Source organism: Rathayibacter sp. VKM Ac-2805 (assembly GCF_009834265.1).
Classification (GTDB): Bacteria; Actinomycetota; Actinomycetes; order Actinomycetales; family Microbacteriaceae; genus Rathayibacter.
Genome location: NZ_CP047185.1, coordinates 450,393 through 462,927, shown reverse-complemented (window position 1 = coordinate 462,927; position 12,535 = coordinate 450,393). Strand labels below are relative to the sequence as shown.

Here is a 12,535-nt window from a genome sequence, read left to right as displayed (position 1 = left end):
TCCTCAGCCATGGAGCTGCCGCCAGGTGACGACCTGATCGCCGCGGAGCTCGTAGCTCCCGAAGCATCGGAGCCAGTGGCCCTCCCCCGTGTCCGAGCGGAGGTGCAGGGCGTGCTCGGTGAGGACGACGCTGCCGGCGACGGCGATCGTGACGAGGGCGATCCGGATCTCGGTGAACGCCCGGTGGACCTCGTCGCACATCTCGAGGACCCGCGCCCGCCCCGCGATCTCCTGCGAGCTCGACGCGCTGTAGACGACCTCCGGATGCAGGAACGGGATGAGCTGGCGGCTGTCGCGAGCGCTCCAGACCTCGAGGAAGTCGCGCACGACCAGCTCGTTCTCGATCATCGCGACGCCCCGCACCGACGCGTCCTGCCAGCTCTCGGCCATGGGTCCTCCCGCCGTACCCGCACCGACACTCGTCGATGGCGACGAGCCTGCCCGAGAGCGCTCCGAGCGCCTACGCGTCGGATGACCCGATCTCCCCGGCCACGAGGTCACCGCGCGTGCGCCGTCGCCAGCTCGCCCCAGTGCGTCGTCGCCCGGAGCGAGAGGGCGTCGCGCTTCATCGTCCAGACCGGACCCTTGCGGATCCCCGCGAGCCCGAGGCCGACCGCGGAGCGGCCGTGGCGCTTCGTCACGGCGTCGATGGTGGCGCCGAGGCCCTTCGTGTCGAAGGCGGTGTCGAAGATCTCGAGCAGCGCGTGGGAGTTCCGCGGCGACAGGTTCGTGAGGATGACGCCGGCCCGCACGTAGCGAGCGCCCTCGCGGAGGCGCGGGCGGAGCGTGCCGATCGCGGCCTTCACCATCGCCACCGGGTCGTCCGTGGGCACGGGGAAGCCGGCCAGGCCGCCGGCGGACTCGTAGGGCGCGTCCGCGAACGGCGATGTCGACGCGAACACGCTCATCGTCCTGGTGACCGACTCCTGCGCGCGGAGGCGGTGGGCGGCGCGCTGCGCGTAGACGGAGAGCACCTGCTCCATGTCGCTGATCGTCGTCACGGGAGTGGCGAACGACCGGGAGAAGATCAGCTGGTCGCGGACGGTGCGGGCGGCCTCGAGCGGGATGCAGTCGACGCCGCGCAGCTCGTAGACGGAGCGCTGCAGGACGACGGAGAACTTCTTGCGGATGAGCGCGGGGTCCGCGTCGCGGAGGTCCCGGATCGTGTGGATGGACAGCTCCGCGAGGCGCTTGCCGATGCGGCCGGCGACCCCCCACAGCTCGGTGACGTGCTGCGAGGCCATCAGCGCGTCGAGCTGCTCGGGGGTGTACCAGTCGGTGTCGCAGACGCCGCCCAGGCGCGGGTGCTTCTTCGCTCCGCCCTTGTTGACGAACTTCGCGAGAGTCTTGCTCGGCCCGAATCCGACGCAGACGGGCAGGCCGACGTTCTTCGCGACGGCCGCCCGCATCGCCCGGCCGATCTTCGCCCGCTCCGCCACATCGCCGTCGACGCCGAGGAAGGACTCGTCGATCGAGTACACCTCCTGCCAGGCGGAGTAGCGGCCCAGCAGCTCCATGACGCGCGCGGACAGCTCGCCGTACAGCTCGTAGTTGCTCGATCGGGCGATCACCTCCGGGAGGCGACCGGAGCGGATGAGCGGCTCGATCTGGAACCAGGGCGTGCCGTTCTCGATCCCGAGCCTCTTCACCTCGTCGGAGCGCGCGACCACGCAGCCGTCGTTGTTCGAGAGGACGACGACCGGCCGGCCCGCGAGCCTCGGATCGAACAGCCGCTCGCAGGAGACGTAGAACGAGTTCACGTCGACCAGGGCGATGCGCCGCTCAGAGCGCACGGTGCAGCCGGTGGAGGCAGACGGTGACGACGCCCCACACCTGGAGGTCGCTCAGCTCGGCGACGTGGATCGGTGGGTACTCCGGGTTCTCGGCCCGCAGCACCACTCCCCCGGGGTGCAGCTCGAGGCGCTTGACGGTCAGCTCGCCGTCGAGGATAGCGATGACGACGCTCCCGTGCGTCGGCGTGATCGACCGGTCGACCACGAGTTCGTCGCCGTCGCTGATGCCCGCGCCGACCATGCTCTCGCCCGAGACGCGGACGATGAACGTCGACGTCCTGTCGCGGATCAGGTGGTCGTTGAGGTCGAGGGACCCGTCGAAGTAGTCCTGCGCCGGCGACGGGAATCCGGCCGCCACCGCCTCGCTGGCGACGAGGAACATGACGGCGACGGCGTCCGAGGCGGGGGTCGCGATGCGCTCCACGACGGTCACGCCCATGGTCGGCCCCCTCCTCGTCTCATCGAACGTGTGTTCGAATGCGTCCGAGTGTAGGTCGGGGGCACCGACATTCGGGAGGCGCTCGGCGCCGTCCTGGACCGCCGGCGCGGAGGATCACCGGCGACGCCGCTGGGAGCACGGAGGAGTGGCGCGTCGGCCGACGCGAGCCCAGCCTCCCTGGAGCCTTCTCCGGCACGATCCGACCTCATCCCCTCGGAAGGAGCCCCTCCCATGCGCGCATCCCGTCCCCTTCCCGGCGACCCCTGGCCGTCGGAGATGGTCATCACGGTCGAGGACAACCCCTCGGCGCTGCTCGAGCTCCTCTGGATCCGCGAGGCGCGGGGCCTCACCCCGGCGGGCGACGGGCCGCCGCCGCTCGAGCGGTCCCCGGAGCGGGTCGGGTCGGCGGAGCCCGGCGCCGACGAGCAGCGCGCCTGGCCTCAGCTGTGGCAGGACTGCGTCGAGCATCTGGCGGTCGAGACCGGCCCGCTCCTCCGACGGCTCTCCAGCACCGCCGACGGATCGCCCGAGCGCGCACGCCTCCTCGACCTCGATCGCGGCCCCGGCTGGCGGGAGCGCTTCGGAGACGACTCCCTCGGAGCTCCCTTCCGCGCCTGGCACGACGAGCTGCGGTCCGCCCGGATGGACGCACGGGACGTCCCTCTGGACGCCGCCCCCGAGCGGCGCTGCCTCGGCTCCCTCGTCCCCGCCTGGGAGGCCGGGCTGACGACGGTGGTCACCCTCCCCTGTCGCGGCGAGTACACGCGCGCCGTCTCCGGCACGGTGCTGATCCTGACCGACAGCGACCACCGGGACCCGGACCGCTACGCCGCCGCGCTCCGACGGTTCGCCGACGGCTCGCCGGAGTGACGGACCCCCGCCACTCCCTCTCCGTCGCCGCCTCCGTCACCCCCGTCAGAGTCAACGGACCCCTCGTGGTTGACGAGCGCACTCCCCTGCACTTGCCTCCCATCAGGGGGCATCGCAGTCACGCGCTCTCCTACGTGCTCCATCATCGAATCCCGGGGGGACTCCACCATGACCGTCACATCACGACGATCCACCACTCATCGCCGCTGGCGTGCCGCACTCGGCGCTGGTCTGGGCGCCGCCGCACTCTTCGGCAGCCTCCTCGTCGCCGGGCCGGCGCAGGCCGCCGGGACGCAGACCCTGCTCGCCCTGGGCGACTCGATCTCGCGCGGGGCGGGAACCTGCAACGGGACCGGTGACTGCGTCGCGAGCAACTGGTCGACCGGAACGAACCCGGCGGTCGACTCGATCGCTGCGCGTCTCGAGGCCTCGAGCTCGACCACGAGCCTGACGACGGTCAACGCGGCGAGGTCGGGCAGCTTCATCGGCGGCGTGGGCGCCAAGATCGACGAGGCCGTCGCGGCCGGCGCGGAACCGGACTACGTCACGCTCCTCATCGGCGGGAACGACCTCTGCCAGACGTACGACATGACCTCCGTCGCGGGCTTCACCTCCTCCGCGAAGGGCGTGATGTCGAAGATCGCCTCCGCCTGGCCCGACGCCACCGTGCTCGTCGGCTCGGTTCCGAACATCGCCGCGGAGTGGAGCACCGTCAAGGCGACGAAGGGCGCCGTGATCTGGCAGGCGGCGGACCTGTGCGGGAAGTTCCGCGGCGTGAGCGAGGCCGGAGTGCAGCAGACCGGTACCCAGTACACAGCCCTGCTCGCAGAAGCGGCGAGCCGCGCGACCGCCTACAACAGGGCGCTCTCCGACGCCTGCGCCGCGACGACGAACGACTGCAGATGGGATGGAGGAGCGCTCTCGCGCATGGCCGTCCCGGCGAGCGCCGTCTCGACCGTGGACTACTTCCACCCCAGCGTGTCCGGTCAGGCGACGATCGCGAGGACCACCTGGGAGGCCTGGGGCCTCTCCGGTGACTCCGGAGGCACGCCCACGCCGACCCCGACGCCCGGTGCGGACACGACCGCCCCGTCCGTCGTCATCACGTCTCCCACGACAGGGACGACCGTCGGCTCGAGCGTGACCTTCATCGCCTCCTCGACCGACGACGTCGCCACGACCCGGGTCAGCTTCTGGAGCGGCTCGACCAGGCTCGGCGACGCGACCAGGGCGTCCAACGGGACCTGGCGCCTGACCGTCTCCACCTCCGCTTACCCGTCCGGCACCTTCAGCATCACCGCCCGCGCGTTCGACGCCGCCGGCAACGAGGGCCGCAGCACCGCCATCAGCATCAGGCACTGATCCCCGCCGCTGACGCTCGGACCCGGTGACCGGGCTCGAGCGTCTTCGACACGAAGAGGCCCGTGACGACCACTGCCGTCACGGGCCTCTCCGTGTCACCCTCCAGGCGCCGCTCCTCTCGCTCGGCCGCAGAGCAGCGCCCGTCGCCGGCGGATCGTCGCGGCTTCGGTCGTACCCGCCGTCTGCACGGCTCCCGGAAGTACGGCGACGAGTCCGACGGCGGCTTCCGTCGTCGTGGTGGTGGCGTTCCGTGCGCGTCGGGCTCCGACATCCGGTCGTCGTCGCGGAGATCGGTTTCCGGATCGGATGAACGCTCGCGCGCTCCGGACGGTATCCCCCTCCGAGCCGCCGATCTCCGGCGACCGCAAGTCTCGAGGAGTGCACGATGACCAGGAACATCAGAGTCGGTATCGCAGCTGTCGCCGTCGCGGGCGTGATGGCGGTGGCACCCGTGCTCGCCGGTGCGAGCAGCGTCGCTCCCGCCGCGGCGACCAGCGACTCCAGCAGCGCGTCGGACAGGAACCTGATCAACGCGGTCCGCTCCGTGGCGGCGAAGCTGCGGGTCGTCGGGCTCTCCGACGGCGGCACGAAGCTCGTGCAGTTCAACCCGACCAAGCCCGGCAAGGTCACGAACCGCGTCGCCGTCACCGGCCTCACCGGCGGCGACACCGCGCTCATCGGCATCGACTACCGGGTCCAGGACGGCGCCCTCTACGGCGTCGGGGACAACGCGGCGAGCGCCGGCGTCTACTCCATCAACCCGTCCACCGGCGTGGCCACCCAGGTGACCCGTCTCACCGTGGCGCTGAGCGGCACCTCCTTCGGCGTCGACTTCAACCCCGCCGCGAACGCGCTCCGCGTGGTCAGCGACACGGGCCAGAACCTCCGTCAGCCGTTCGCCACCGCGGGCGCCGCGACGGTCGCCGACGGCACGCTCAGCTACGCCGCGCCCGCCGTGGCCACCGGTGTCGCCGGGGCCGCGTACACGAACAACGACCTCGACGCGAACAGCGCGACCACCCTGTTCGTCCTCGACACGGCCCTCGACCAGATCGCCATCCAGTCCCCGGCCAACGCCGGCACCCTGGCGCCGACCGGGAAGCTCGGCCTCGACGCAGTGGGTGCGACCGGCTTCGACATCTACTCCGTCCTCCGCAACGGCAGCTCCATCGGCTCGGTCGGCCTCGCCGCCGTCAACGGGTCGCTCTACGAGATCGGACTGCTGAACGGAACGGCGACTCCGCTCGGCGCCATCGGCGCGAACGTCACGGACATCGCCGTTCCGCTCGTCCAGCGCTGACCCGACCCCGGCGACCGCGCTCCTGCCGAGGAGCGCAGGGCCGACGGAGTCGCGGGAAGGGCCGTCCCCCGGGGCGGCCCTTCCTCGCGCCAGGGCACTGCCGACACGGCGGGCTGGTGAGCCCGCCTTCAGGAGGCCGCGGCTCCCGGCGACCGGTCGCGATGCGGCACGGCCCCCGCGCGCTGCACGATCGAGCGGATCAGCGCTTCGAGCAGCAGCGCCGCCCCGGCGAGCGCCACCGAGGCGGCGACCACCGACTCCGTCCAGGGCGTGGTGTCGTACGACTGGGAGCCGACGAGCGCGGGAGCGATCGCGAACGTCGCGACGAGGTAGCCGGGCAGCGTCGATCCGATCAGGAGGACGAAGGAGACGGCGCGGAGGGGTGACGTCCTCGCCACGAGGACCGCGAGGACGAGCAGGCCGGCGGGTGCGGCCAGTCCCAGCAGGACCGCCGGGAGCATCGCCTGCAGGATCGTCGGTGCGCCGAGGATCCCGGACAGGACCGAGTGCAGGCCGAGGCAGCCGAACGACGCGGCGACCACGATCCGCAGCACCGCGACCGGGCGCCGCCGTCCCGGACCGACCGCGGCGAGGACGGCGAGAGCGACGAGGAGGTGCCCGATCCCGAGCAGCTGCGCTGCCGATCCGACGTTCTCCCACGGATCGGAGGGCCACGAGTAGTCGTACCGGTGGTCCTCGATCGCCTGCTCGCCCAGGATCGGCCCGGCGACGGCCCAGCGCTGGACGGCTGCGAGCTGCTGCAGCCCGGCCGAGGCGAGCATCAGAGCGCCGGCCGCGATAATCCCGCTCGAGCCCCGCTCACGGGCGTCGGGACGTCCTGACTCCGCTGCTGTCATGCGGCCACGGTAGGGGCCGGGGCGTCCGGCACGGGTGGCCGGGAGGAGAACGTCTCGCCGCGATCGGTCCGCGCGAGACGCCTGCGCGCGATCCGTCGGGACCGGCCTCGGCGCCGGTGGGGGATGCTCCGCGGGCCCGTTCCGAGGCCGACGCGTCCTCCGCGCACCGGCCCCTGCCCTGTTGCGGACATGTCCTCTAGAGGCTGTTGTCGGCGGTGGGACCGGGTGCCACTGTTCGGAGACGGCCGCCCACGGTCGACTCGATCGAAGGCTCCAGCATGCGCTCTCCCTCCGCCTCCCGCCCGACCGACCCGGACGCCGGCACGGCCCGCTCGACCCCTGAGCGGAGGACGAGGCCCCGGCCGGCGCTCGGCCTGCTCGCGCTGACGGCGACCGTCGCGCTCCTCCTCGGGACCACGGCTCCCCTGTCCGCGGTCGCCGCGGCTCCCGCGGCGACCGGTGTCGTCGGCTGGGGTGACGACTCCAGCGGGCAGGTCGCTGCGCCGGCTGGGCTCACCGACGCGACGGCGATCGCCGCGGGCGGCTCCCACAGCCTCGCCCTGCGCAGCGACGGCACCGTCGCCGCCTGGGGCGAGGACAGCAGCGGGCAGGCCACCGTGCCGACCGGTCTGGACGACGTCGTCGCCGTCGACGCCGGCGTGAACCACAGCCTCGCCCTGCGGAGGGACGGGACCGTCACCGCCTGGGGCGACGACGGCGACGGGCAGGCCACGGTGCCGGACGGGCTCGCCGACGTCACCGCCATCGCTGCCGGCGGCTACCACAACCTCGCCCTGCACGGCGACGGGACCGTCACCGCCTGGGGATACGACTTCTCCGGCCAGGCGACCGTGCCGGACGGGCTCAGCGGAGTCGTCGCCATCGCCGCCGGCCGATTCCACGACCTCGTGCTGCACCGCGACGGCACCGTCACCGCCTGGGGAGACGACGCCTTCGGGCAGACCGACGTGCCCGCGGGACTCACCGGCGTCACCGCCGTCTCCGCCGGAGCCACCCACAGCCTCGCGCTGCGCGCGGACGGGACCGTCGTCGCCTGGGGCAGCGACAGCGACGGCCAGTCCGACGTCCCCGGCGGCCTCGCGGACGTCACCGCCGTCGCCGCCGGCGGCTACCACAGCATCGCTCTGCGCCGCGACGGCACCGTCACCGCCTGGGGCTACGACGGCTTCGGCGAGGCCTCCGTGCCGGCGGGACTCACCGGCGCCACCGCCGTGTCCGGCGGCAGCTTCCACAGCATCGCCCTCGGCGCTCGGCCCGTCTTCACGGCCGACGCCCCTCCGGCGACGACACCTCTCGCAACGCCCTTCTCCTACACCTTCGCCACCGGCGGCGCGACGACGTTCGAGCTCGCGTCCGGGTCCCTCCCGGCCGGCCTGGCCCTCACCTCCGCGGGCGTCCTCTCCGGCACCCCGACCGTCGAGGGAGCGTCCTCCTTCACCGTGTCCGCCCGCACCACCTTCGGCACCACCACCGGCGCGCCGCACACCCTCACCGTCGGGCCGGCGGCGACCGCTCCGACCCTCTCGGGGACGGCCGCGGCCGGCGTGGTCGGCTCCGCCTACGACTTCACGTACACGGCGACCGGATCCCCGGCACCGGTCGTCACCGTCGCGTCGGGCACTCTGCCTCCCGGGCTCGCCCTCGACGGCTCAGGCCGCCTCACCGGCACCCCGACCACCGCGGGGACCTACGGCTTCACCCTCCGCGCGGCGAACCCGGCGGGCACGGTCGAGGCGGCGAGCACTCTGACCGTCTCTCCGCAGAAGGCGACCACGCGGGCCGACCTGCGCGTCGACGTCTCCGCTCCGACCACGGCCGCGAAGGGGAGGACGTTCACGTACACGCTCATCACGAAGAACGCCGGACCCTCCGCGTCGACGTCCGTCTACTCGAAGGTGATCCTCCCCCCGACCGTGCAGTTCGTGTCCGCCACGGGCTCGTACAGCCGCATCGGGAGCATCGTGATCTTCCCGCGCTCGAGTCTCGCGAACGGGCGGACCGTCACCGAGAGGATCACCGTCACGGCCACCGGCACCGGCACCGCGACCGCCTTCGCCACCGCGTTCTCGGTCAGGACGCCGGACCCGTCGATCCGCAGCAACACCGACACCGCCGCGACGACCGTCCGCTGACCGCGGGCGCAGGAGGACGGCGGGCGGCCCTCCGGGATCGCCCGCCGTCTCGATCCGCGGGTACGGATGCATCCGGGGAATTCCCGCTCACCGGCGCCCGACCCGCGGAGGGGCGCGCCTAGAGCACGTCGACGATCGCGGCCAACGTCCGGTCCGGATCTTCGAGCTGCATGTCGTGGTGCACGCCCGAGAGCCGGCGCACCTGCCAGCCCCGCTGCTCGAGCCGCGCGGCCAGGGCGTCGGGCAGCACCGCCGGCGACTGGTCGGAGAGCACGATCGTCGACGGGACCGCCGGCGCCTCGACCGGGACCGGGTGGAAGGCGACGTCCCGGAACACGCCGACGGCCATCCGCGCGTCGAACCTCTTCTTCGCGTCGTCGAGCAGCGCGCGGATCTCCGGGCTGTAGGCGGCGCGGACCGCGGCGCTCGCCCGCGCCTGCCCGAGCTGGGCGATGCCGAGCGACAGGAGCGGCGCCGCCCAGAACAGCCGTCCGGCCAGGCCGCTCGTCGGCAGCGACAGGGCGAATCCGGGATCGAGGTAGACGGCTCGGCCGGGCGCGAGTCCGGCGACGGCCCGCTGCAGCACTGCGCCGCCGAGCGAATGGCCGACCACGCTGTGGAGCCCCGTCGGCAGCGACTCGACCAGATCGGCGGCCATGTCGTCGATCCGGTACGACTCCGCCCGCGGGCTCGCGCCGTGCCCGCGCAGGTCGACGGCCGTGACTGTGCAGCGGCCGGTCGCGACGAGCCGCTCGACGAACGGCCCCCAGGTCGCCGCCGACGCGCCGAGACCGTGCACCAGCCCGACGTGTCGCGGTCCGGATCCGGTGGTGAGGGTCTGCAGGCGCATCCCCTGATCCTGCCGGAGACGGCGCCTGAGGCGGAGGCGCCGGGCGGATGCGGAGCCTGCTGCTGCACCCTCTGCGTCGACGATCGCGCCACATCTCCTGCCATCGAGGTGTGCGCTCTTGACTCCGCCGATGAGCGCTGGGAGGTTCTCCGGATGCGGTGGCACTCCGCCGTCCGCCCGAGCAGCCGGCCGAAGAGAGGACCTCCATGACAGCGACGAGCAGAGCCACGGGAACGGTCGGCCGGACCGCCGTCGTCTTCGGGGCGGCGGGTCTCGTCGTCGGGGCCGTCGTCGGCGGAGCCGCCGTCTTCGGAGCGGGGCTCCTCCTCGACGACTCGAGATCGAGGATCACGATCCGGGACGTCACCCGCGCGGAGCTGGACGGACTCGAGCGCGCTGCCGCTCCGAGCAGGGAGGCCTGCGGAGATCGTCGTGGGTGCGTGGAGGGCGTCGACGGGCCCGGGGCGTCGATCCACCGCTACCACTCCCTCGATCTCGCGCGGCAGGCGACGGTGTACAACACGAGGGACGTCTACCGGTCGGACCGGCTCGTCGTCGAGTTCGAACCGGATCTGGGCCCCGATGAGCGGCACGACCTGATCCAGGTGATCGAAGGGACCTGGACCGGGAGCAGCGACTGACGGGCGTGAAGCGAGCCGCCCGGACGGCGTCGATGAGCGACCGGAGGGCGGGGCCCTCGACTACTCGCTCAGCGCCGATCCTCCCCCGGAATGCCCACCGGACAGGGGCCTCCACAGGGGGTCCGCCCGGGTGCGGTCCGGGCCTACGCTCACCCCATGCACCTCCGCACTGTCGCGATGAGGCCCGGCGCCGCCGCTCTCGGGCCGGTCGGCGCGCCCCCACGGACCGCGCTGGACGACGTGCTCGCCCACCTGGTCGCGGCGCTCGCGATCGGATCAGGCCTGCTGCTGGTGCCGGCGGGCGTCGGCGGAGTGCCGCTGCTCGCCACGGGATCGGCTGGAGCGAGCGTCTTCGAGGCCTGGACGCTGATCCGCACCACCGTGGCGCTGCAGGTCGGCATCGCCGTGCTCGCGATCGGTCTCGGCGCCATGGCGCGGACGCGCGGACCCGCGGGGACCCGGGCGGAGCGCTGGTGCGTGGTCGCCGCGATGAGTGCCGCGATCGGCGTGGTGCTGCTGGTCGTGCCGCCGGCCTGAGGACCCCCCGGGGAGCGTCGCCCACCAGTCTGTCCGGGTCGCCGCGCGCGCCCGTGACCGAACCGTCACCTCGCGCCGCGCGGCGTGATCGGATCGTTGCAGGATCCGGCACCGGCTGAGGTTCCGCATAGGACACACTCAGCGACAGGGGGCGAGCGTCCCCCGCTCATGGGGAAGCCGACCGCGATCAGCGGCTCGGAGGAAGCAGGAATCGTGCGCTCTGCGCGACGACGCCACGGCGTCACCGTCATCACCACTGCGGCACTGCTGGGGGCGCTCGCGTTCCCGTCCGTCGCTCTGGCCACCGAGGTCGTCCCGGACGCCGCCTCGAGTCCTGCACCGGCCGAGCCGGCTCCCACCGCGGAGCCGACCGCGACTCCGGAGCCCACGGCGACGCCGCAGCCGGCCTCGACTCCGGCGCCCACTCCGGCTCCGACCATCGCGCCCGTCGAGAGCGCGCAGTCGCCCCTGGCGATCGCCCTCGACCGCACCACCTACGAAGCGGGCTCGGCGTTCTCCGCGATCCCGTCGGCGGAGGGCTGGGCCGGCGGCCTGGACGTGTCCGGGACCGGTTTCCAGCCCGGCACCGTCGCCGTCGTCGTGCTCCGCGACGGCGACTCGGAGGAGGCCGTCACCACCAGCGTGATCACCGCCTCCGGCGAGCTCCGCCTCCAGGACTGGCTCCCCACCGACGCGGACGGCGTCGCGGTGGACCCCCACCTCCCGCTCCCCGGCGAGACGATCTCCGTCGTCGCGGAGGGACTCGACGCCTCGGGCGCCCGTGTCGCCTCCGATGCCGTCGAGCTGACCGTGACGCAGCCCGACACGAGCGTCGTCTTCCAGAACCGGGAGGACGGCGGGGTGCTCCCGGCCGGTGCGGACATCCAGGTCGGTGAGTTCCGGATCTACGGCGTCGTCGCCTCGTTCCGCGGATTCGACCGCGGCGAGGACGTGTCCGTCACGCTCACCGCGCCCGACGGCAGCACCTCCGCCCTCGTGCCCCCCGCGCCGACCCCGCTCTCGGGCGAGGCCTTCGTCCTGCTCGACGCCGACACCATGGCGGACCAGCTGGGCACCTTCACCGTCACCGCCACGGGAGAGAGCAGCGGACGCTCCGTGACGTCGTCGCTCGAGCAGGTCCCCTCGCGCACCGCGATCCGGATCTGGCCCCAGGGGGCTTCGCCCGAGCCCGCCCCGGCGGACGGACAGCCCACCAGCGGTGGCGCTCTCCTCGGCTTCGGCGCGGACGAGACCGTCTCGATCGGCGTCTTCTCGACCTCGGGTGCGCGCCAGACGCTCACGGGCGGCGGCTCGAGCCTCGAGGTCGGCGTCGACGCGCTCGGCTGGAGCCTGATCTCCCTCGGCCAGTACCCGCTGCAGGACCCGGCGAGCGAGATCTACTGCGTCATCGCCCGCGGCACGTCGAGCGGTCTCGTGGCGAGCACCTCCTACGACTACACGCTGACGGAGGAGGACCCGATCGCCGGAGAGGCCGACTGCTCCGCCGCGGTCGCCGCGGTCACGGCGCACCCTGTCGGCGCCGGGCCTGCAGGGCACCCGGCCGGCTCCGGACCCGCTGCGCAGACGGGCGGCCACCGCCCTGTCCTCGCCTCGACCGGCGTCTCGACGACCGCGCCGCTCGCCCTGGCCGCCTTCGGCATCCTCGGCGGTCTCGCCCTGACGGTGCTCCGCCGCCGCCGCGCGTAGACGGCCGCGCACCGCGCACGACGAAG

At 73.2% G+C, this 12,535-nt stretch carries 12 protein-coding genes; 7 read left to right on the top strand and 5 right to left on the bottom strand.

Annotation, left to right across the window (positions count from 1 at the left end):
• Positions 1-3: 3 nt before the first annotated feature.
• The 3 genes from GSU40_RS02140 to umuD form a co-directional block, all read right to left on the bottom strand.
• Positions 4-390 (bottom strand): nuclear transport factor 2 family protein, encoded by a 387-nt coding sequence (locus GSU40_RS02140; protein ID WP_160033382.1) that lies wholly within the window; start codon positions 388-390, stop codon positions 4-6.
• 107 nt (positions 391-497) lie between these two features.
• Positions 498-1,793, bottom strand: a complete 1,296-nt coding sequence (locus GSU40_RS02135; protein WP_160033380.1) for a Y-family DNA polymerase — start codon at positions 1,791-1,793, stop codon at positions 498-500.
• Positions 1,783-2,232, bottom strand: coding sequence for a translesion error-prone DNA polymerase V autoproteolytic subunit (gene umuD, locus GSU40_RS02130; protein WP_244229560.1), 450 nt, complete (start codon positions 2,230-2,232; stop codon positions 1,783-1,785). The genes GSU40_RS02135 and umuD overlap by 11 nt, the downstream gene beginning before the upstream one ends.
• Before the next feature lie 231 nt (positions 2,233-2,463).
• Here umuD and GSU40_RS02125 point away from each other — a divergent pair, with 231 nt between their 5' ends.
• The 3 genes from GSU40_RS02125 (at position 2,464) to GSU40_RS02115 (ending at position 5,764) form a co-directional block, all read left to right on the top strand.
• Positions 2,464-3,102: a hypothetical protein gene (locus GSU40_RS02125; RefSeq protein ID WP_160033378.1), complete on the top strand. Its 639-nt coding sequence runs from the start codon at positions 2,464-2,466 to the stop codon at positions 3,100-3,102.
• Between the two features lie 168 nt (positions 3,103-3,270).
• Positions 3,271-4,464, top strand: coding sequence for an SGNH/GDSL hydrolase family protein (locus GSU40_RS02120; protein ID WP_160033376.1), 1,194 nt, complete (start codon positions 3,271-3,273; stop codon positions 4,462-4,464).
• Between the two features lie 385 nt (positions 4,465-4,849).
• Positions 4,850-5,764 (top strand): DUF4394 domain-containing protein, encoded by a 915-nt coding sequence (locus GSU40_RS02115; RefSeq protein WP_208543349.1) that lies wholly within the window; start codon positions 4,850-4,852, stop codon positions 5,762-5,764.
• A gap of 128 nt (positions 5,765-5,892) precedes the next feature.
• Here the strand turns inward: GSU40_RS02115 and GSU40_RS02110 are convergent, their stop codons facing one another.
• On the bottom strand, positions 5,893-6,621 hold the full coding sequence (locus GSU40_RS02110) for a hypothetical protein (RefSeq protein ID WP_160033374.1): 729 nt from the start codon (positions 6,619-6,621) through the stop codon (positions 5,893-5,895).
• A 278-nt stretch (positions 6,622-6,899) separates the two neighbouring features.
• Between GSU40_RS02110 and GSU40_RS02105 the strand changes: the two genes are divergently transcribed.
• Complete coding sequence (locus tag GSU40_RS02105; RefSeq protein ID WP_160033372.1) at positions 6,900-8,774, top strand: DUF11 domain-containing protein; 1,875 nt, start codon at positions 6,900-6,902, stop codon at positions 8,772-8,774.
• 118 nt (positions 8,775-8,892) lie between these two features.
• Here the strand turns inward: GSU40_RS02105 and GSU40_RS02100 are convergent, their stop codons facing one another.
• Positions 8,893-9,624, bottom strand: a complete 732-nt coding sequence (locus tag GSU40_RS02100) for an alpha/beta hydrolase (protein WP_160033370.1) — start codon at positions 9,622-9,624, stop codon at positions 8,893-8,895.
• A gap of 206 nt (positions 9,625-9,830) precedes the next feature.
• Here GSU40_RS02100 and GSU40_RS02095 point away from each other — a divergent pair, with 206 nt between their 5' ends.
• The 3 genes from GSU40_RS02095 (at position 9,831) to GSU40_RS02085 (ending at position 12,509) form a co-directional block, all read left to right on the top strand.
• Positions 9,831-10,265, top strand: a complete 435-nt coding sequence (locus tag GSU40_RS02095; RefSeq protein ID WP_104226555.1) for a hypothetical protein — start codon at positions 9,831-9,833, stop codon at positions 10,263-10,265.
• 156 nt (positions 10,266-10,421) lie between these two features.
• Complete coding sequence (locus tag GSU40_RS02090) at positions 10,422-10,802, top strand: hypothetical protein (protein WP_160033368.1); 381 nt, start codon at positions 10,422-10,424, stop codon at positions 10,800-10,802.
• 168 nt (positions 10,803-10,970) lie between these two features.
• Positions 10,971-12,509 carry an LPXTG cell wall anchor domain-containing protein gene (locus tag GSU40_RS02085; protein WP_160033366.1) on the top strand — a complete coding sequence of 513 codons (1,539 nt, stop codon included), beginning with the start codon at positions 10,971-10,973 and terminating at the stop codon, positions 12,507-12,509.
• Positions 12,510-12,535: the final 26 nt, after the last annotated feature.

Coding starts and splice junctions, on each gene's coding strand:
- GSU40_RS02095 (WP_104226555.1), top strand. CDS start 9,831: ATGACAGCGACGAGCAGAGCCACGGGAACGGTCGGCCGGACCGCCGTC.
- umuD (WP_244229560.1), bottom strand. CDS start 2,232: ATGGGCGTGACCGTCGTGGAGCGCATCGCGACCCCCGCCTCGGACGCC.
- GSU40_RS02140 (WP_160033382.1), bottom strand. CDS start 390: ATGGCCGAGAGCTGGCAGGACGCGTCGGTGCGGGGCGTCGCGATGATC.
- GSU40_RS02100 (WP_160033370.1), bottom strand. CDS start 9,624: ATGCGCCTGCAGACCCTCACCACCGGATCCGGACCGCGACACGTCGGG.
- GSU40_RS02125 (WP_160033378.1), top strand. CDS start 2,464: ATGCGCGCATCCCGTCCCCTTCCCGGCGACCCCTGGCCGTCGGAGATG.
- GSU40_RS02115 (WP_208543349.1), top strand. CDS start 4,850: ATGACCAGGAACATCAGAGTCGGTATCGCAGCTGTCGCCGTCGCGGGC.
- GSU40_RS02090 (WP_160033368.1), top strand. CDS start 10,422: ATGCACCTCCGCACTGTCGCGATGAGGCCCGGCGCCGCCGCTCTCGGG.
- GSU40_RS02120 (WP_160033376.1), top strand. CDS start 3,271: ATGACCGTCACATCACGACGATCCACCACTCATCGCCGCTGGCGTGCC.
- GSU40_RS02085 (WP_160033366.1), top strand. CDS start 10,971: ATGGGGAAGCCGACCGCGATCAGCGGCTCGGAGGAAGCAGGAATCGTG.
- GSU40_RS02110 (WP_160033374.1), bottom strand. CDS start 6,621: ATGACAGCAGCGGAGTCAGGACGTCCCGACGCCCGTGAGCGGGGCTCG.
- GSU40_RS02105 (WP_160033372.1), top strand. CDS start 6,900: ATGCGCTCTCCCTCCGCCTCCCGCCCGACCGACCCGGACGCCGGCACG.